The organism is Bacillus sp. ISL-7 (assembly GCF_018613065.1).
On the sequence record NZ_JAGGQW010000095.1, the window covers coordinates 1 to 18,954 of the forward strand.

At 35.1% G+C, this 18,954-nt stretch carries 19 protein-coding genes and 2 pseudogenes; 7 read left to right on the plus strand and 14 right to left on the minus strand.

Annotated features, from left to right (window positions below; all coding sequences use genetic code 11):
• Positions 1-124: 124 nt before the first annotated feature.
• Positions 125-838, minus strand: a pseudogene (locus J7E66_RS29835) (reverse transcriptase domain-containing protein); the annotation flags it as partial.
• Positions 839-2,241: 1,403 nt separating this feature from the next.
• Between J7E66_RS29835 and J7E66_RS29840 the strand changes: the two are divergent.
• Positions 2,242-2,547, plus strand: a complete 306-nt coding sequence (locus tag J7E66_RS29840; protein ID WP_215007211.1) for a winged helix-turn-helix domain-containing protein — start codon at positions 2,242-2,244, stop codon at positions 2,545-2,547.
• Between the two features lie 71 nt (positions 2,548-2,618).
• Here J7E66_RS29840 and J7E66_RS29845 read toward each other — a convergent pair whose 3' ends face one another.
• The 4 genes from J7E66_RS29845 to J7E66_RS29860 all read right to left on the minus strand — a co-directional run bounded on the left by J7E66_RS29845 (position 2,619) and on the right by J7E66_RS29860 (position 5,949).
• Positions 2,619-3,185 carry a YdhK family protein gene (locus tag J7E66_RS29845; RefSeq protein WP_215007214.1) on the minus strand — a complete coding sequence of 189 codons (567 nt, stop codon included), beginning with the start codon at positions 3,183-3,185 and terminating at the stop codon, positions 2,619-2,621.
• 205 nt (positions 3,186-3,390) lie between these two features.
• Complete coding sequence (locus J7E66_RS29850; RefSeq protein ID WP_215007217.1) at positions 3,391-3,765, minus strand: hypothetical protein; 375 nt, start codon at positions 3,763-3,765, stop codon at positions 3,391-3,393.
• Entirely contained in the window at positions 3,762-5,264 is a 1,503-nt protein-coding gene (locus J7E66_RS29855; RefSeq protein ID WP_215007221.1) for an FTR1 family iron permease, read from the minus strand. Before J7E66_RS29855 ends, J7E66_RS29850 begins: the two co-directional genes overlap by 4 nt.
• 430 nt (positions 5,265-5,694) lie before the next feature.
• On the minus strand, positions 5,695-5,949 hold the full coding sequence (locus tag J7E66_RS29860; RefSeq protein ID WP_215007224.1) for a hypothetical protein: 255 nt from the start codon (positions 5,947-5,949) through the stop codon (positions 5,695-5,697).
• Here J7E66_RS29860 and J7E66_RS29865 point away from each other — a divergent pair.
• On the plus strand, positions 5,941-6,240 hold the full coding sequence (locus J7E66_RS29865) for a hypothetical protein (protein WP_215007228.1): 300 nt from the start codon (positions 5,941-5,943) through the stop codon (positions 6,238-6,240). The genes J7E66_RS29860 and J7E66_RS29865 overlap by 9 nt on opposite strands.
• Positions 6,241-6,327: 87 nt before the next feature.
• On the opposite strand, the gene J7E66_RS29870 is transcribed toward J7E66_RS29865, so the two are convergent.
• The 4 genes from J7E66_RS29870 to J7E66_RS29885 all read right to left on the minus strand — a co-directional run bounded on the left by J7E66_RS29870 (position 6,328) and on the right by J7E66_RS29885 (position 10,883).
• Positions 6,328-7,065 carry a ZIP family metal transporter gene (locus J7E66_RS29870; RefSeq protein ID WP_215007231.1) on the minus strand — a complete coding sequence of 246 codons (738 nt, stop codon included), beginning with the start codon at positions 7,063-7,065 and terminating at the stop codon, positions 6,328-6,330.
• A 271-nt stretch (positions 7,066-7,336) separates the two neighbouring features.
• Positions 7,337-8,023, minus strand: coding sequence for a glutamic-type intramembrane protease PrsW (gene prsW / locus J7E66_RS29875; RefSeq protein ID WP_215007234.1), 687 nt, complete (start codon positions 8,021-8,023; stop codon positions 7,337-7,339).
• A gap of 256 nt (positions 8,024-8,279) precedes the next feature.
• On the minus strand, positions 8,280-9,632 hold the full coding sequence (locus J7E66_RS29880; RefSeq protein ID WP_215007238.1) for an Nramp family divalent metal transporter: 1,353 nt from the start codon (positions 9,630-9,632) through the stop codon (positions 8,280-8,282).
• A gap of 765 nt (positions 9,633-10,397) precedes the next feature.
• Positions 10,398-10,883, minus strand: a complete 486-nt coding sequence (locus tag J7E66_RS29885) for a cation diffusion facilitator family transporter (RefSeq protein WP_251033212.1) — start codon at positions 10,881-10,883, stop codon at positions 10,398-10,400.
• Positions 10,884-10,959: 76 nt separating this feature from the next.
• On the opposite strand from J7E66_RS29885, the gene J7E66_RS29890 reads away from it, so the two are divergent.
• The 4 genes from J7E66_RS29890 to J7E66_RS29905 all read left to right on the plus strand — a co-directional run bounded on the left by J7E66_RS29890 (position 10,960) and on the right by J7E66_RS29905 (position 12,678).
• Entirely contained in the window at positions 10,960-11,295 is a 336-nt protein-coding gene (locus J7E66_RS29890) for a hypothetical protein (RefSeq protein WP_215007241.1), read from the plus strand.
• Between the two features lie 156 nt (positions 11,296-11,451).
• The gene (locus J7E66_RS29895; RefSeq protein WP_215007243.1) at positions 11,452-11,928 is read left to right on the plus strand and encodes a DUF2975 domain-containing protein; all 477 of its coding nucleotides are present in this window, start codon (positions 11,452-11,454) and stop codon (positions 11,926-11,928) included.
• Between the two features lie 46 nt (positions 11,929-11,974).
• Positions 11,975-12,505 carry a transposase gene (locus J7E66_RS29900; protein WP_215007245.1) on the plus strand — a complete coding sequence of 177 codons (531 nt, stop codon included), beginning with the start codon at positions 11,975-11,977 and terminating at the stop codon, positions 12,503-12,505.
• A complete protein-coding gene (locus tag J7E66_RS29905; RefSeq protein WP_215007247.1) occupies positions 12,469-12,678 on the plus strand; it encodes a hypothetical protein in 210 nt (69 codons plus the stop codon). The genes J7E66_RS29900 and J7E66_RS29905 overlap by 37 nt, the downstream gene beginning before the upstream one ends.
• A gap of 186 nt (positions 12,679-12,864) precedes the next feature.
• Here the strand turns inward: J7E66_RS29905 and J7E66_RS29910 are convergent, their stop codons facing one another.
• From J7E66_RS29910 to J7E66_RS29925, 4 genes are all read right to left on the minus strand, one after another.
• Positions 12,865-13,446 (minus strand): hypothetical protein, encoded by a 582-nt coding sequence (locus J7E66_RS29910; protein WP_215007249.1) that lies wholly within the window; start codon positions 13,444-13,446, stop codon positions 12,865-12,867.
• 896 nt (positions 13,447-14,342) lie between these two features.
• Complete coding sequence (locus J7E66_RS32710) at positions 14,343-15,281, minus strand: DMT family transporter (RefSeq protein ID WP_215007251.1); 939 nt, start codon at positions 15,279-15,281, stop codon at positions 14,343-14,345.
• Positions 15,282-15,531: 250 nt separating this feature from the next.
• Positions 15,532-16,425: a DMT family transporter gene (locus tag J7E66_RS29920; protein ID WP_215007255.1), complete on the minus strand. Its 894-nt coding sequence runs from the start codon at positions 16,423-16,425 to the stop codon at positions 15,532-15,534.
• Between the two features lie 155 nt (positions 16,426-16,580).
• The gene (locus tag J7E66_RS29925; protein ID WP_215007258.1) at positions 16,581-17,120 is read right to left on the minus strand and encodes a prolyl-tRNA synthetase associated domain-containing protein; all 540 of its coding nucleotides are present in this window, start codon (positions 17,118-17,120) and stop codon (positions 16,581-16,583) included.
• A 128-nt stretch (positions 17,121-17,248) separates the two neighbouring features.
• Between J7E66_RS29925 and J7E66_RS29930 the strand changes: the two genes are divergently transcribed.
• The gene (locus J7E66_RS29930; protein WP_215007261.1) at positions 17,249-18,118 is read left to right on the plus strand and encodes a LysR family transcriptional regulator; all 870 of its coding nucleotides are present in this window, start codon (positions 17,249-17,251) and stop codon (positions 18,116-18,118) included.
• 621 nt (positions 18,119-18,739) lie between these two features.
• Here the strand turns inward: J7E66_RS29930 and J7E66_RS29935 are convergent.
• A pseudogene (locus J7E66_RS29935) lies at positions 18,740-18,954 on the minus strand (IS110 family RNA-guided transposase); the annotation flags it as partial.

An 18,954-nucleotide genomic window follows, 5' to 3' on the forward strand; every position in this document is an offset into this window, starting at 1 on the left:
GAATTAAAATAGGCTAGAAATTATGCAAAGTAAATGGGATACTAACCTTTATATTTTGGGGTTTGGGAAGTTTACTTTGCATAATATTTTACTTTGCATAAGGAGGTTTATGCAAAGCTTAGCATAAACCTCCTTGAGGGGTTCCTTTTGTTGGGTTGACGATTGTCCCATCTTCCAATTGTATTGGTGCCCTTAATATCTTTCGTAGTATAACAAGTAGCTGTTTGTCTTGTATCCCGAGCGTCCATAATTGACGCATCAGTTTCACATGATTTACTTCATCGAAGAAACCTTTAATGTCCACATCAACCACATACATTAGGTTTGTTTGGTTTATCTTGAAGTTTGCATCTGCGATAGCGTGTTCTGCACTTCTGTTCGGTCTAGAACCGTAGCTTCTAGTGTTAAATTTAGCTTCACAGATTGGTTCCAAGACTTGCAATATACATTGTTGGATGAGTCTATCCCAAAGCGACGGTATTCCGAGCGGTCTCGTTTTCCCATTTGGTTTTGGAATTTCCTTCCTGCGAACTTTGCTTGGTTGGTAGTTGTTAAAACGATTTTCTATTTTCTTTAGAAGTTGGTTCTGGGACATCCGTTCAATCGTCTCAATAGTTATTCTATCCACCGAAGGTGTGTAACTTCCTTTGTTTCGCTTAATATTTCTGTAAGCAAGAAGGATGTTATCCTTTGACGTGATAATTCTCATGAGATGTTTAAACTTTTTCCCTTCGTTAGACTTTTTGTACAATTCAACAAACACTGCTTGCATACCATAGTATTCTGCATGCCTGTTTTTATTGTCCTTGAGTATCCTGTCCGCAGATTTTTCATTCATGGTCTATCACCTTCCTTCACGAGAATTTAGGTGACCTTTTGAGTCTCACCAGAATCCATGCAAGGATTGAATGATAGATATTCCTTCCATAATTTTCGACTTGTGGCTGTTCCTCCTTCTCTCATTACAAGAACCGTCATCGGTTGTGCCACTACTTTCATCGGTCATTAAAAACAGTTCCCTCGTTTACACGTTTCCTGTTTAACTTGAAGTGCCCCTCGCTCTAACGAGCAACGTTGACCGCTTCCGACGTTCCTTTCCGATTATCATTGTTTCAACTTAGGTGTCTCCTTTTCCCCGTGTCTAGCTCCGCAGCCTGTAACTGCGTTAGGATTTACTCTCCGAATGAAAATTTTAATCCTTTAGACAAGCGATATTTTCACGCCCGATTCATTTCTAAACCGTACTTCTGTCGAGGTTTACCTTCGGAGATTCGTCAGCCGTTGGTACGACATTCTCACCATATTTAAACGACAGAGAGTATTCACTACAATTCCATTGGGTTTATTACTCCCTTTGGCTTTCGGTTACCTTATCGGCACTTCGGTAGTTTCAACCTTCATTACCCAGCTATGGTTGCCCTAGCCGACTGCAATCGACTGGAGGTTAGGGTATCTTACTGGAGAAGCTTCAAGGCGTTACCCTATCTTTTCATTCTCTCATCGAAAAAGTTGTTCTCTTTGTAACTTTTATTTGAGCTACTCAGAGCCGTTCTCTCCCTATAAAGTTATTAGCCTTATTTTTGAGAACAACGTCTCGCACCATTCAGAAGTTCGTCAGCTTAACCTTTTCTTTTAGGTTTATTTGCATTCTCACCATATTCATTCAACTCAAGCATCATGATTTACACCACCCCATCGGGTAGGCTTTCGTCAGCTTAACCTGTTACGGTAAATTCTCACGCCTTTTCGCCGAGCTTATAACACTATTATTCTTACTAAATCTAGTGCTATTCGACTAAGAGAGAACCCTTCAGGGCGTTACCCCATCATTTGATTCTTCGATATAATCCTTCAGTTCCGACAGGAACTGTCTAGCCTTTACCAGAGAAATGTGACCATCCTCCATTTAAACTAGAACCATTTCGCACAACTAACCTGCTTCGTTAGTGCAGCAAGCATAACTTCACAAATTTGTATAAATATTAGCTTATATACATTTTTTGATTATTGATTCATAAAGATTAATAAAGATACTGCAAAGTCATACATAAATTAATTGCTAGAAACAGCCAAACATGGGTCTGCATGATTGACCGAGGCTATCATACACGCCCCTCCATATAAAAATGCACGTCTCTAACTGGAAAAAAGTGTCCCAATTTATGAAGCAAAACTGTGTCATCTCTTTCAAACGGTCACAGTGCTGTAATGCGAAGGAACAATAATGTTCAGGAGATACCATTGGAGTTTAAGGGAATTACATTAAACGAAAGTGCTTATATAGCTAAATACAAAAATGAGCAAATCCCAATGACACCGAAGGAATTTTCATTATTAAGTTTGTTTTTGAAAAATCCAAATAAAGTATTCTCAAGAGAACATTTAATCTCCTCTATTTGGAGCTTTAAAATAGAAATGGAAGATCGAACAATTGATTCCCATATACGAAACATCAGAGAGAAGTTTCGAAATGTTGGATTTCCAATTGACCATCATTTGAAATCGATTTGGGGAGTAGGGTATAAATGGAGTTCTGATGATGAATAGCAATCTGGTTTAACGTTTGTAGTTAAAAATAGGGATTACGTCGCAACCCCTATTCCCCAGTAAACAGCCTGTTATTTGGTTGAAAGTTCACTTTCCGTTACCCATTGATGATTTTTAACCTTTTTTCCACCAGTAGTTGGAGTGTAATCAATCATATAAACTGTGGTTTTTTCTGCTGAATCGATGGTACCAGTTGCTCCCATCATACCTTCCATATGATCTGCTTCTAATGTAACTTCAGTTCCAGGTTTTAAAACTTCATCACCAGCATTTTTTATTTCCTCTTGAATAACCCATTTATGGTTTTTCACTTTTTCTCCCTCAGTTGTGGGCGTATAGGTAACTGCATATGCTATCGTGTCATAAGCACCAACAATCGTTGCTTTTGCACCGTTCATGCCCTCCATGTGTTCACTATGAACAATTGCTTCACTTCCAACTTTATAGGTTGGATTCTTTTCCTCTTTTAACCCTTTAGGAACTTCACCCGAACTAGAGTGATTCATTTCAGTCATATTTTTATGGTCCATGTTCATATTTTTATCACTGCTGTTCTGATTACTATTACTGGTACAAGCAGATAACAAAAACGCTAATACTAAGGTAACAATTCCTACAACAAATTTTTTACTTTTCATTTTTATCCTCCTTAAATTATTTTCAAGAAGAGTTTACAACAAAAATGTGCAGAAAATATGCATTTACACTATTTCGATGTTTTTAAATAAATTCAGGACCTAAGTATTACGAATTATAAAAAAAACTACTTGTAAACGCATTGTCTGAGTCTTGCAATTTAATAGAAAAACACCAACTTCTGAAAGTTGGTGTTTTTTAAATTAATTATTTGGTTTTATCGGCTAATTCCTTCAAGGAATCAGTCAGTTGGTCATTTAAGGTACCTAACGCCTCTTTATCAAGAGTTGCCGCTTCAGAACCTGCTATTGTTGGGTCAAGGTATTTTTCAATTTTCTCATATAAATCTTTGTTATCCTTTTTAACATCATCTTCAAAAGAAGACCATTGATCTTCTAATTTTGGTCCAACTTCCTTTACCTTTGCTTGGTCTCTACTATCAATAGCTTTTGATAACTGTTCCGTTGTATCTAACATTTCATTTACACCATCAGAAACTTTACTATCAGTTGAACTACAACCCGCTAATACTAAAGCACTTCCAAGACCGATTGCTAAGACCATTGATGTTAACTTTTTCATGATAGTTTCCTACTTTCCATATTATTATTGTTCAACGCAATAAGTTTTTTATTTTTAAATTTTTTTAATAAAAGTATCATAACTGCACCAAGAACTAGAAATATTTGAGGAATGGTGCTTTCCCATGATGGGTAGAGTGCAAAAAAGTCTATGCTTGGTATGCTTTGGGAATTGGTCGTTTGGATTAATCCAGCTAATTGAAGGCTGTGAATCCCCATTCCTGTAAACTTAATACAGAGGTAAAATACGATAACACTAGACACCATAAAGAATGGGCGAAGTGGTAATTTCAATCCCACATATATCATCAAATAGGCTAAGATCCCAAGTATTGCTGCTCCAATGAGGAAACCAATTAATAATGACTGAAGTTTTATTTGACTTGCCATTCCAATATAAAACAATACGGTTTCCGTCCCTTCACGAAACACAGCAAGAAAGGCAAGAACCCCTAACGAAACAAGTTTACCTGTTGTTAATGCAGTTTGGCTTTTTTCACGAATATACCGATTCCAATCAGCAATATTGGATTGGCTATGAAGCCAATAGCTCATATATAACAACATTACTGCCGCAAATACCCCTGTCCATCCACCAATAAGGGCATTATTATTACCAAACGCTCCAGATGAAATAACAAATTTTACAATGATTGCAAGTATCAAACTAATGCCTAGACCCGATAAAACCCCTGTCCATATCCAACCTTTTCCCTTACCTTCTCCTGATTTCTTTACAAAAGACATAAGCGCAATTACTACAAGTAAAGCTTCTAAACCTTCACGTATAAGGATCATTGCTGCATCCCAGTAGGTGTACTTCGATTTATCAGCTAAAGGAGTTAGGTATTTTACCATGTTATCAATTGTTTTATTAGCTGCTTTATAATTTGGTGGATTAGCTGCAAGCATAGCTTGAATGGTAACCAAATCTCTTTCAGAATCACTATAAACGGAGGCAGATTGTGCAACCACTACTCCTTCTACACTTAACCAGCTACTACTTGCCTTTTTAATGCCTTCAAGTGCTTGATTTTGATTTTGCTCTTTAACTTCCTTTTTTGTTTCTTGGAGAAGCAAGATAAAATCATCTAAAGAAATATCTTCTTTCTTAAAACCACTTTCTTTTGAATATCCACCACTTGCAACTTTTTCATTGACAGCCTTTAAATCTTGTAAAGCCTGTAAAACTTGGTCTTGTTTTTTAAGAGTAAAAGCATAGACTACCTTTCCCATATTCGACTCAATATCTCGGTAAGCAGTAGCTGAATCACCTTTTATCCCTTCTTCAATTTGTCTCCAAGTTTTGTTAAATTCATCATAAGACTTTTGAGCATCCGAAAGGTTCCCTTTAGAAGCAAAATCGATGGCTTGATCAATTGATACTTCAGCTTTCTTAATATCCTCGCTGGAGCTTCCAGCTGCTAGTACAGGATTATGTATGCCAAATCCTAATATTAATACAATAATAGATAATATAAGTAGTAGATTTTTTCTCATAACAATCCCCCTGGAAAAGTCACCCAATTGATAACGAATTTCAATATCATTTATATTTACTATTGTATTTCCATTGATAATAATTGTCAATTAGAGATTTTTTTATTAGTTACACTAATGTGAATATTAACTTTTAAAACATAAATAAAAAGGGGAATGCTTTGGCTAAGTTGCCAAACCCTCGGATGTACCGCAAAAATTGTATTAAAAAACCTTGCCATTTGAAGGCAAGGTTATAATTTATTTATTAGTTTACTTTACAGATATTTTCCTAATAAAATATCTGTAAAGGACTCTTATTTATAAAACAAGAACAGGTAATGCTTCCTCTTACACCTGATTTATCGCTCCTCCACAATAAGCCTATTCCCCTTTGCCTTATCAATAAACACTCAAGTAAACTTGAAACATCAAGGAATCGGGCATTCCACTATTCAGCTGGAAAACGAAGAACACCCTCATGACGAATCAGCCATTTGCTCCACGACGGAACATGAACATCATCATTAATAATTAAAATAAAATTGTCAAACAATGTCTCAGCATCACCCTGAATACCGTATTGGGAAGGTTTACACTTACTTTTTTTGGTATTGGTGCTAATTGCGGAAAGTATATTACTAATGGTCAGTGAAAAAATAACTGTTGTATCCGAATTTACAAGGAGGAATAGATCATGGCTCATTTCGCTGACCATCACCATACAGGTGAAACGGTAATGGAATCTGGACAATATTTAGATGCAGGTGGAACTAAAAAGGAACTTCACCAAGGCGATACATTTCCAAATTGTCCTGTTTCAGGAGAAGCAACAACTTGGACACAAGAAAGCCATGTTCATCGGACAGGAGAAACTGTTATGGAATCTGGGCATTATATTGATTCAGATGGTGAACATGTGGTACTTCAACAGGGAGATAATTTCCCAAGTTGCCCCAAAACTGGTAAAGAAGTCGCTTGGACACACGAACAATAAAACAACGGCAATAGAATATAATTTTTGCCGTTGTTTTATTACGTAATTGCATGTCTTTAAGGTCTCAATAACAGCACGGCTACATCCTTAGTGATGAGTAGGTAGAAGCAGTAAGAAATAATGAACACCCACCATTCCTAAAACGACCAATAAAGCTACTTTTCCTTTAGGGAGGTTTTTTGATTTCTTCCAAAGCAATTCATAAAATGTAACGTAACCCATCGTTCCAATTGTCATTCCCATCATAACAGTATTCCACTTTATTGAATCCATTCTCATATTCAATCCTATGAAAATATTTATGCCTATGATAATGGAAAGTACAGTACAAAAAATGGTGAATAATTTATTTTTTTCTCTTTTTAGTGGAATTGTTGCCATAATAATCATACCTTCTGGAATGTTATGGAGAATAAAAGCTACCAATAAACCATAATTTATCGTAGGTCCTGATTGTAAGCTCATGCCAAAAGTAAACCCCGTCGGTACGCTATGGATGATTAAAGCAAGCAATAACAAATATAGTGTATCCTCATGGTTTCTATGTATAAAGGGGGTATTATGCAGGAAAACTTCAATGATAAACATAATAAAAATCCCTATTGAAATTCCTGTTAATATCCCTATTGTTTGATACTGACTAAACGCTTCTGGAAGTATTTCAAATGTAAATAATCCGAGTAATAATCCTCCACAAATAAGCTGTAAATATATAATGTTTCTTTTAAATAAAAGGAACATGAATTGGATTGAACTTCCGCCTAGAAACAACCCACCAAAAATAAGCAATGCTACAAATGAGCTTAATTTTATTTCTTCAATCATTCAGTTCCCCCCTTTTTAGAGCATCTTCAATTAAACATATGCGGATTACCGCATGCTTAGACGATTCTCGAAGGTTTCTGAATTTCATAAAGAGGTGTAAATGCACACACAAAAAATAAAAAGATTCGGCAGGCAGCCGAACCTTAAAATAAAGGGGTTGGTTGAAAAAGCTTGCAAATTGTCCTAGTTTGCAAAATTTATATTACACATTAATTATTAATAATCTATGAACTAAGTATTACAATACAATTAACCTTCTATACTCCTTAGTTTATAGAAAGCCTTTTTTGAAGCTTTGCTCTTTTTTAAAATGGTTTTTACTTAAAAATTCTGCCCTTCGTACTTTTTCCATCCCTAATAACCATAGGAAAATCATAAATGGAGTCATAGTCATTACCCATGAATCTTCTTTTAACATTAAATAATTAAATACTGCATGAAAGACCGATGGAACAACTAACGATAAAACAATCAAAAATAGTTTCTTTCCTTGAGTAAATTTTACTTTACTCATGTAAAAACCCATAATAACGCCAAATAAAGCATGGCTAGATACAGGTAACAACGCTCGGTTAAGAGCGTCATCTACCCCATTAGTAATCAAATATACAATATTCTCAGCAGTGGCGAACCCCAAAGCAACTGATGTTCCATAAACAATGCCATCAAAAGGTTCATCAAATTCTGCATTTCGATACGCAACAAAAAATAGAACTAACCATTTAGAAATTTCCTCAAGTATTCCAGAAGAAAACAAAACCGTTCCAATATCAGTTCTGATAAGGTTTTCTGTTTCAAAAATATATTCAACAAATGAAATTGGAAAGATTAGCAATGCACCGAAAATAAATGTACGAATCACCAATGAAATTGGTTCAGGTTCATACTTATCTCTTAAATAAAAATAACTTAATAAAGCTAAGCCAGGAGCGACGCCAGCTAATATTATTGCTAACATTTGTTACTCCTTCCCATTATAAATTAAATATCTCATCCTAATTATATTATTTTTTATCTAAAACTAAAACTTAAAGCCTAAAAACTTTCGTGGATGCCATTTGTTTAAATAGCCTTATAACCCTAATTTGAAAGCTAATGTGACTCTTGATACTTCTTGTCGAGTTAAGGAGTAATATGTAAACCCAGTAACATATTTTATGATTGGGCACAAAAAAGCATAGGAATAACCTATGCTTTTTCACCGTTTACATCAATTAACCAAAAAAAGTTTGATAAAGTAAATATACATTCAAGCTGATTATTACGATCGCAACAATCCAAGCCAGAATTTTTAGCCATAATGGATTAACGAACTCACCCATTTTCTTCTTATCACTAGTAAATTTAATAAGAGGCACTACCGCAAACGAAAGTTGTAAAGACAATATCACTTGACTCAATATGAGAAGCTCCGTTGTTCCGCTTTCACCATAAAGACCAGTTACGATAACAGCAGGGATAATAGCAATTAATCGGGTAATAAGCCTTCTTAACCAGGCAGGAAGTCGAATATTTAAAAATCCTTCCATGACAATTTGACCAGCCAATGTCCCTGTTAATGTTGAGTTTTGACCAGAAGCAAGTAACGCAACCCCAAATAAGATGCTTCCGATTGTCGTCCCTAGAATCGGAGTAAGTAAATGATAAGCATCATTAATATCTGCCACTTCCGTCATTCCCGCTTTATGGAATGTGGCAGCGGAAAGAATAAGTATTGCAGCATTTATAAATAAGGCAAAGAATAAAGCAATAGTTGAATCCCATGTTGCATATTTAATAGCCTGTCGTTTTCCTAAATTGGTTTGTGAATACTTTCTAGTTTGAACAATAGAGGAATGAAGGTACAAATTATGTGGCATAACTGTTGCACCTAAAATCCCGATCGCGATATATAGCATGGTTGGGTTACTAATAATCTCGGTACTCGGTACAAAGCCTTTTAATATGCCACCTACATCAGGCTTAGAAAGAAACATTTCAGTTGCAAAACAACTTCCAATCGTGACAATTAAGACAATCACCAACGATTCAATAAACCTAAAGCCTTTATTTTGAAGCAGTAGAACAACGAGGACATCCAAAGCAGTAATAATAACACCATAAATCAACGGAATTCCAAACAAAAGGTTTAATGCAATTGCCGAACCAATCACTTCCGCTAAGTCGCACGCAGCTATCGCTAATTCACATAAAATCCACAAACCCATTGCAACTGGCTTACTGTAATGGTCACGACAAGCTTGAGCTAAATCCCTTCCTGTTACAATTCCTAGCTTCCCAGCTAGTGCTTGAAGTAGAATTGCCATCAAATTTGATAATAAAATTACAGAAAGTAACGTATATCCAAATAACGAACCTCCTGCTATATCAGTTGCCCAATTACCTGGGTCCATATACCCCACTGCAACTAAGTATCCTGGTCCCGCAAAAGCAAGAAATTTTTTAATCCAAGAACCATTCTTTGGAATGTGAATACTTCTATGAACTTCAGGTAAAGTGGGTTGTGTTCTTTTATTTCTCCAGCCTTTCTCAGCTGCCGAAGGCAGCTTTTTTGCATTGTCGCTCATGATTTCCATCCCCTTTTATTGGTACACACTAAATATGTTGTATTAAGGCAACTTTTTGAGTAAAAAAATCTCTTTCACTTGTAATAAATTATATGAAGGAGCACAGACAATGTATCTTAAATAAATTGTACATAACAAATTTTTTAAGTCAAGGGAAACTTTCGTGGATAATTAAGTAAAAAAACCATAGAGTTTCTCTTGAAAATTCAGGTTAAAATAAACGCCAAAATGAGATTGGCAACTAAAGACATCTTTTCTCCTTTTAAAAATCCCCCAAAATGGAATCTGTAATTTTAATAATTCCTCATTTCTTCCGTCCCTTTTAAAACTAAATATTTGGGAGTGATCGTACTAAAAATTAGCCAATCGATAATCAGTGAATCAAATAGATTAAATGTGGATAAGACACCACAAACAAGTGGATAAACGATTGTTTAATAATAATACCATCCCCTATTTGCTGTTTTAATAACAAAGTTATAAAGATAGGTATCCCAAATAATAAAACCAAAAATATCGTACTAATGTAAATGGTTTGTTTTCGTTCTTTGGCATTTTGGGAGGCACCGATTTTCTTATATTTTCAGGATAGTCTTGAAGCAACAACATTGGATTAAGTAACATAATTAGCAATATAAAACCTGATAGAACATTAGAAAAACATGTCGTGAACCTATTGAAAAAATGAAGTTGTGCATTTTACTTCTCATCTCACGAATAAAAGAACAGCAACTCCTCTATGGAAATTGCTGTTTTCTCTTGTAGTTATATCGTACCTTCAGGTTGCAAGGAACAACTAAATGTTCCTTTTTCAATTTGAATGGTAGCATGTTCAATACCAAATTGATCATGTAATTCCTTCGTTAATTTTTGAAGCAGCTCATCGTTATCATCTATTTCAGAACGAGTTAAATGCACTGTTAAAGCTGCTTCTGTTGTACTCATTCCCCACAAATGTAGGTCATGAATTTCTAAAATCGTTGGTAATCCACATAAATAATCCTTAATTTTATTAATATCAATACCTTCTGGTACGGCATCCAGTGACAAATTAATTGATTCCTTCAATAAACCCCAAGTACCAAATAGAATGACAATAGAAATTACAAGACTTACGAGAGGGTCAAGCCATTGCCATCCTGTCCAAAGAATAATAAACCCAGCGATCACTACCCCAAGGGAAACTAAGGCATCCGCAGCCATGTGCATAAAGGCTCCACGAATGTTTAGGTCGTTCTTTCTTCCTGACATAAAGATAACGCTGTAAGGGTGTTAATTACAATTCCAATGATTGCTACGATAATAACGGTTTTTCCTTCAACTGGTTGTGGAGAAGAAAAACGTCGGAAGTGCGAAGCATGATACTCAGGCTATGCAATGCAATCCTGACCCTACTGGTTCAAAATTAGGCACAACTTTGAATTGTACATGCGTCCCTTGCTCTAATTGGTCGGTTGCAAAAGAAATCGCTCGACTTGCAGCATTAAATAAAGTTGAAAATATTGAGATTGAATATGAATTCCATAAAGAAGATTGTGAAGTATCACATCTGAATCCATTTAAACATTCGGGGGAATTTTATAGGCGGGGCAAAAGTAGTGGAAATTCGCAGAAGAAACTATTTGGAAGTTTTGTTGAACAAGTTGTAAATTTAACATTTTAAAGTAAGAGCATCTCTTTGTAATGAGAAATTCTTTTTATTTTTGTCATAAGTAAAAGGATATAATAATAACAATAATAATATAATTAAAGACGATATGAGTTTATTGTAAAACAATAAATTATGTGTTAAAGTCATTAAATCAGTGAGGTGCTTTAAATGAATATTAAACTAGGTTCAACCACTTTCTTAAAGGTAATTATTTTTCTGATTGGAATTGCGATGCTTGCTTTATGTATCTATTGGTTGCCTGAGATAGCCATTAAAGATGCAAAGGTACATCCAGATACGGCTTATTTCCTAATCCCCTTTTTAGTATGTGCATATGGATTCTGTATTACGTTTTCTGTTGCGTTGTATCAAGCATTTAAACTACTAACCTATATCGAAAAAAACAATGCTTTCTCTGAATTATCCCTTAAATCTTTGAAGGTTATAAAAAAATGTGCTTTTACAGTCATTTTCCTCATTCTGTTAGGAATAGTAAGCTTAAAGGTGCTTGCTAAAATCACAGGAGACGACCCAGCAGGTCCTATATCACTAAGTCTAATGGGTATTTTAGCAACAAGTATCATCGCAGCCATTGTGGATGCACTTCAAAAGCCATTAAAAAATGTCCCAGATATTAAATTATAATGATTAGACCTGCAACACTGAATGACTCAGAAGAGATTACTAGGCTATGTTCCCAATTAGGTTAGATCCACAAGTATTAGCTGGAATGGCAAAAAGAAGCATGAAAAAGAAAAAGGATGATTTGGAACGTGCCTTATTCGGATCCGTCGGACTCCATCAAAAGATGATGTTAAAAACTCAGCTTTCACATATCGACTTTTTGGATCAACAAATCATAATGTTAAGTGAAGAAGTTCAGCAACGTATGCAACCCTATGAGGAAGATATTGAATTACTAGATTCTATTCCAGGCATAGGTAGAAGCCATGCGGAACAACTTTTGGCTGAAATCGGACTAGGAAAAGACATTGCTTCGCAATTTCCTACAGCCCCCCATCTTTGTTCGTGGGCAGGGATGGTTCCTGGTAATAACGAAAGTGCTGGAAAAAAAAGTCCGAAAAAACGAGAAAAGGTAATAAAAAGCTGCGGGCGGCACTTGTTGAAGCAGCACATTCAGCAGCAAAAACTAAAAACACTTATCTTTCTTCCCAATATCAACGCTTGGCAGCAAGAATTGGAAAAAAACGTGCAGCAGTAGCGGTTGGACATACCATTTTAACGATTGTTTATCATTTGTTAAACAAAAGGCAACTTTATGTTGAGTTAGGTGCAGATTACTTTGATCGACGAAAAAAAGAAATAGTGATCAAACAATCTATTAAACGGCTAGAGGTACTTGGTTGTAAAGTAACGGTTGAAGCTATAGCCTAATGAAGGCAACATATATTGTTAATTAAGAGCCCAGATCTTTTTTTAAACAGATTTTACTGGGTCTAGTTTCGTATTGCCCAAAATCCCCCACAGCCGTTTTTATTTTCAGGATAGTGCAATAAGAAAAGCCACCAAGAATGGCAGCTGGATCTTCAACTCTTGCACCCGTTAGTTCAACAAGACATATTATTTAAACGCTTGTAATTTTTTTCGTGTTTCCTCTTTCGATAAGATTTTATAATCAAGAATAAACTTAGTGTGAGGAAAATAACGAATACTAAACCATCTATCGGAATATTCTTCTTTGATGCTATTCTTTTGCATAGAGAATGGAATATTTCTAACTACAACTTCCCAATAGTCCCTACCTTTAGAAGAATCATTAAATTCAATCCTATTTGGTATCCCTTCTACAACTTTATACTCGTGTTTTAAATAAGAAGGTAAATCAACCCATTCCTGAGATAATAACATCATTAAAATTGTTAAGGAAAGATGGATAAAACGCTTTAATCCAAATTCTTTTCGAAGCAAGATAATAATACAAAACAATGATAGCATTAAAGTTGGGAAGACTCTTAACAGGTAATTTGGAGTTAATAATGGTTCCATAAAGAGTGTAATGACAAAGATTATAACCCAGGTTATACTAAGTGTTTTATCTAGTAGACCTAACTTCGAATTAATTTCAAGTATATATTGTAAATCTCCTATAAATCTCCCAATAAGTTTTCTTTTTTTATCATCTGTTTTCTGATTTTCAGTCATTATTTCTTTACTGCATTCCCTTCAAGTGAAAAGTTTTTTTCTGAATTATAGCTTATTTTTTATGTTTTATACGATTTGTTTCAAAATGTTATTAAATTAACCTGCCCCATAGTCCAACAACAAAAAGACTTCTGCAACGATCATCATTTTTAATTAACAAAGCACCGTTAAATAGGTAATTTTTTGCAAAAAAAATAGAGCTTATAGCTCCTGTTAGTATCAGCTCCGCCTACGCTGAATACCGTGATGACCACCATTGTCATCCGACCTAATTACATTATATTTGCAAGCGCTTACAATTGTAAAGGTATTTGCTCAGTGTCTACAAATAAAAAAAGGGGGCTTGCTACGACGCAATCCCAATTTCAACAAAAGCACCCGTTAGCTTAAGTGAATTTTTTCACATTCTTGTGCTTTTCACAGTTTCTTTTATTACAGGAGTGTTGCCCTTTCCTATTTTAAGATCACCAGATATTTCTGGTTGACCATTTTTTATATGGTTTTATTATAACAGTAGCCAGGATAGAACGTACCTGCCCGTGGGACTCGGATCCCGTCAACTAAACAGTTCGCCCCCTACTTGAAGAAACGTGTTTGAGACTGGTTGGGACATAGACTCGAATAAGAAGCAAAGCTATGATACTGCAAGAAGGATTAGGGGTACCGGTGAATAATAATTGGAGAGGAGAATTAAAAATGAATCCAATCGTTGGTCTGGATGTGTCAAAAGATAAAAGTCAGGTTCAAGCATAATTGGTTGGTTAAGTGGTTATTTATTTTGTTTAATGGTCGTTCTTTATTTTCATAAAAAGTGGTTTATTAATATCCATAACAATCTTTCTGCGCAAGGTTGAGAAATAAAAACCTCAAATTGCTAATACTAGGTAGAGTGTAGGTTATCCTACACTCTTTTTTGGATTATTAATCCGTATATGCTTTTTCGCCCATAGTTTTTCAGTATAACCTGTCCCAAATAAATCTCCAGCCACAATAAACACAAATCCAAATATTTGTGAAGCTGTAATTGTTTCATTTAAGAAAAGTACGGAGAATACAAGACCAAAAAACGGAACAAAGTTATCAAATAAGGCGGCTTGCCCTGCCCCTATCTGCTGAATAGCTCCATAAAAAACAATATACCCCACTCCTGTTGACACCACCCCTGACACGATAAACAAAAAGTAAATAAATAAAGAGGCAGAAGTCATTTCATTGACTCCCCCAGGTTCAGTTATAAAACTGATGATCAACAAACCAACTGAGCCTGCTAGGGACATTATTGTGGTTAACTGTTTTGAATCAAGTGTTTCTGTTGCTTTTTTTACGAAAATAAAACTAATGGCTTGGACCAACATGGCAATAAATAAATACAGTTCTCCTTTAGATAATTGCATACTAATGAATGAACCGCCTTGAATAAAAAAGACACCGGTAAATGCGAGAATAATACCTATCATTCGCCACCTTGTTAATTGCTCACCTAAGAAGAGTGCGGCAAGTATTGCAGTTGTAAGCGGTACTAATGCGAGGATTAAAGAAGCATTAGAAGCATCAATCATTGTTAAGCCTACTGCTATAAGCGAGTGATGTAGAATGACACCAAATAACATTCCGAGCAGTGTATAAATCCATTCCCTTTTCGATAAACGACGAAAGGATTTTCCAATTACGATTATGATTAATGCTGTAATCCCAGCCATCATAATTCGAAATGCCGTCATTGTTTGTGGAGGTAAATCTTCCACCAATACTTTAATTATAACAATATTGAGTCCCCAAATAGCCGTGACAAAAAATAATAAACCATATGTTAGTAATAATCGTTTTTGATTCACAAGTTCCCCTCCAATTTTTCTCTCTGTATAAAATAATAATGGTGATGTTTTGTTCTAAGTATAAAAATACAAAGAACAGTGGGTTAAACTAAAGTGACTTTTGTATATGTTCTTTGAATAAAAAGAAAGTAGCAGCAAGCGTTGAGATGAACACAATAAGCCAGAGTGAATGAAGATATTAATAAAGTTTAGTTATTATAGATAACATAAAATAAGAGCAGTGGTGAAAAATGCCCCACTGATCTTATCACTATTTCGATAAAATTTTTGTGCTCTGTTTGTATAATCTAATAAATTTAGTTTCACTAACAAATGTAGAGCCTAATAGCAATACACCACCAAGCATTTGAACAATTGTCATTTGTTCTTTCAGGATAATTGCAGAAATCAATATAGCTACAAATGGATCTACATAACTTAGCATAGCTATACTCTGCCCTTTTAATTTTTCCATACCAGAGAAAAATAACCAAAATCCAATCCCTGTATTGATAATCCCTAAAATTAAAACAAAAGGAATGGAAGAACCTGATACTTCTAAGATACCAAAGCCTTCAGTAAGGAAAACATATGGCATTAGAAGTAAAGTGGTTGTTCCAAGCTGAATGATGGTCAGCTCTAACTTTCCCATATCTTTAATAAATTTATTTAAAAGCAATAACGCAGCATAAAATGCAGCTGCGATTAATCCAAAGGAAAGTCCAAGTATATCATCTGATCTGGATGCACTCACGCCTTCTCCTACAATCATTAACATACTTATGATCGCTACACCAATACACACAATTTTTTTAATGGATAACTGTTCCCGAAGTACAAAGGGAGAAAGAATCATCACAAACACAGGTGCAAAGTAATAACCTAGCGTTGCATTGGCAATTGTCGTATGGTCATACGATTGATAAAGAAAAATCCAATTTCCTCCCAATGCAATACCTGAAAGAATCAAAAATAAAGCATTAGATTTAACTAAATTCCATGATATTTTTTTCTTAATCATGAAGAATACTAGCAGTAAAAATAAGCATCCTAGGAAACTGCTTAGTAAAGCTCTTTCGCTCGATGATAGATCAATGTTTCGAACAACTAAACCAATTGTACCGAAAATAATCATTGATAATATAAACTGAATTTTAGATTTCATCGTCTACTCCTACGAATCTGCAATATATTTCGCAGATTCTTAATCCGTTTTTTAATATAAGTGATCAAATGACCTCAATAATATTCAAGGGTAGCAATACTTCACCGATTTGTGCGTATGCTTTAAACAAAGATATCCAGTTTGCACCCATTTTTTTATATTTCGATCACTTTCGGAATGTGCTTTGCATAGGTTAGGAAGTTATTGACGATCAGCTCTGTTTTGACCTTCATATATTCGGTTGTCGTTCCATCACTACATCCATACCACTCTTCCAAAAGAACATCCTTATCGAAAACCACCTGCACAAGATTTCCCCTGTCCATTAAAACACCAAATACAGTAGCAGCTCCGATTTTTACACCCAGAATTTGTTCCATTAGTTCTGCAGGAGCAAAGGAGACGCGTGATATGCCGAGTGAATTGCTGAAATCTTTTGCTTTGAATAGTTTATCTGCGGTCGTTATAAATAAATAAAATTCTGTCTTTTTACTATTGCAGAGGAACAGCGTTTTTACCATTTTCATATCCAATTTTTGATTGATCTCAATACAGTCCTCCATTGAAATTGCTTCATCTGTACTCACTCGTTCAAATGGAATCTGTAACTTTGTCAATGATTCATAGACCGTTTCTTGTAGATGAGACTTGTAGCTGTCTGGAGCTTTTTCCATAATATCACTCACAAAAAACATCGTTTTACACCTTTTCCTTTCCTAACTTGAATAATTAATAGTAAAAATATATCATAGTCACATACATTACAAAAACGAATTTATATCATGATATGTATGACAAAACCAGATAGGATGAGGAAAGAGATATGAATATCCAAAAATATATGGCATTTGTCAAAGCAGTAGAATTGGGTAGTTTTACAAAAGCTGCCGAAATATTGGACTATTCACAGTCTGGGATTAGCCGTATGATTAACGATTTAGAAAAGGAATGGGGGATTTTCCTTTTTGAAAGAGGACGGGCTGGTATCAATTTAACCTCAGATGGTTTAAAGTTACTACCCCAATTAAAGCGAATTTGTAATGAGTATCAAATCTTAATGAAGCAGATCGAAGACTTACATAATTTTGAATCTGCGATGATTCGTATTGGGACATTTTCCAGCGTAGCATCTCATTGGCTCCCTAACATTATTAAAATTTTTAAGAAGGATTACCCAATGATAGATTTTGAATTTCTGCTTGGTGATTATACAGAAATTGAGAGTTGGATCCTAAATGGGCGTGTTGACTTTGGATTTTTGCGGCTACCGACAAATGCAGAACTTGAAACAATCTTTTTGGAACAAGATCGTTTGCTGGTAGTTATTCCACAAAATCATCCTCTTGCTAATTGCGAAAAGTTTCCCATCAACGACTTACTGAACAGTCCGTTTATGCTGTTGGAAAAGGGGGCAAAAGCAGAAATCTCTGAAATTTTTGAGAGACACCATATTTCACCGCATGTTAATTTTACAACATGGGATGACTATGCCATTATGTCTATGGTGGAAAATGGGCTAGGAATCAGTATATTACCAGAATTGATATTACAGCGTATTCCTCACAAAATTATAGCGAAAGAGCTTGAGGTTCCTGCTTTTAGAAATATTGGTGTTGCTATGAGAGAACAAAAATCACTTTCCCTTGCGTCCAAGAAATTTTTAGAATATTTATCATATAGGAATAAAGAGTGAAAGAGTATGATGATCAAATTGTTAAAACACACATGACAGCCTGTTTGAAATATTGGGTTCGCACCTAATCCTGGTCTGAACCTTTTATGATTCTGAAGAAAATATTCAGACAGGCAACAATGAATGTTTTTAAACATATACTCACTAAATCCTTAGCAAACGAATGTATAAATAAGAATTCCTAATTTTTTCTGTAGATCCTTCTTGCACTCCCTCAGCTTGATACGAATATCTCTTGAATGCTCACTTATTCGCAGGATCTCATAACCTCTATAAATAGAATGACGGGTAATTGGAATGAATTCAGATCATTTGGCTTCGTGAAGGCATAGTTAAATAAAGGAGTTAGCTACTACTCCATATTTTTCCATATAATGTACATCTCCACGCCGCCCCTGGAGGCTTTCCCTCCCATGTCTCAACGGGTCAATCGCCCTCTCATTCCTTCGTCATTCCTGTCCAAGGGGTGGAGGCCAGTTATGCTAACCTGATGGGTCACAGTGCCCTTTTGTTCAAGAAACCTGGTACTCCGTACATATTTGAAATCCTACGAATAAGACAACATTCAAAATTAAAGTTGACTATCTTAATTGAAACATTTTATTAACTAATGTTTTATTTCTAAGCTGCTAAAGGGATTAATTCTTGTATTTTATTTGGACAGTAAGACTCGTTTCGTCGTGCTATTCCTACAAAAATCCTTGCTAGTTTACCGATCAGTTTCATTATTGATTTCATTTTCTTTATCTTCTTAACCTTCACATTATAGGAATGTATGGCTTTAAATTCAGGGTTATTCATCACAAGGCTCATCGTTGCTAAGTAGAGGAAACGTC

What these genes read in the sequence shown, in the direction of transcription:
- J7E66_RS29895 (WP_215007243.1), top strand. Translation starts at nt 11,452, where the DNA reads ATGAATATTAAACTAGGTTCAACCACTTTCTTAAAGGTAATTATTTTT.
- J7E66_RS29930 (WP_215007261.1), top strand. Translation starts at nt 17,249, where the DNA reads ATGAATATCCAAAAATATATGGCATTTGTCAAAGCAGTAGAATTGGGT.
- J7E66_RS29860 (WP_215007224.1), bottom strand. Translation starts at nt 5,949, where the DNA reads ATGAGCCATGATCTATTCCTCCTTGTAAATTCGGATACAACAGTTATT.
- prsW (WP_215007234.1), bottom strand. Translation starts at nt 8,023, where the DNA reads ATGTTAGCAATAATATTAGCTGGCGTCGCTCCTGGCTTAGCTTTATTA.
- J7E66_RS29870 (WP_215007231.1), bottom strand. Translation starts at nt 7,065, where the DNA reads ATGATTGAAGAAATAAAATTAAGCTCATTTGTAGCATTGCTTATTTTT.
- J7E66_RS29880 (WP_215007238.1), bottom strand. Translation starts at nt 9,632, where the DNA reads ATGAGCGACAATGCAAAAAAGCTGCCTTCGGCAGCTGAGAAAGGCTGG.
- J7E66_RS29925 (WP_215007258.1), bottom strand. Translation starts at nt 17,120, where the DNA reads ATGTTTTTTGTGAGTGATATTATGGAAAAAGCTCCAGACAGCTACAAG.
- J7E66_RS29855 (WP_215007221.1), bottom strand. Translation starts at nt 5,264, where the DNA reads ATGAGAAAAAATCTACTACTTATATTATCTATTATTGTATTAATATTA.
- J7E66_RS29850 (WP_215007217.1), bottom strand. Translation starts at nt 3,765, where the DNA reads ATGAAAAAGTTAACATCAATGGTCTTAGCAATCGGTCTTGGAAGTGCT.
- J7E66_RS29865 (WP_215007228.1), top strand. Translation starts at nt 5,941, where the DNA reads ATGGCTCATTTCGCTGACCATCACCATACAGGTGAAACGGTAATGGAA.
- J7E66_RS29900 (WP_215007245.1), top strand. Translation starts at nt 11,975, where the DNA reads ATGTTCCCAATTAGGTTAGATCCACAAGTATTAGCTGGAATGGCAAAA.
- J7E66_RS29885 (WP_251033212.1), bottom strand. Translation starts at nt 10,883, where the DNA reads ATGTCAGGAAGAAAGAACGACCTAAACATTCGTGGAGCCTTTATGCAC.
- J7E66_RS29845 (WP_215007214.1), bottom strand. Translation starts at nt 3,185, where the DNA reads ATGAAAAGTAAAAAATTTGTTGTAGGAATTGTTACCTTAGTATTAGCG.
- J7E66_RS29910 (WP_215007249.1), bottom strand. Translation starts at nt 13,446, where the DNA reads ATGACTGAAAATCAGAAAACAGATGATAAAAAAAGAAAACTTATTGGG.
- J7E66_RS29920 (WP_215007255.1), bottom strand. Translation starts at nt 16,425, where the DNA reads ATGAAATCTAAAATTCAGTTTATATTATCAATGATTATTTTCGGTACA.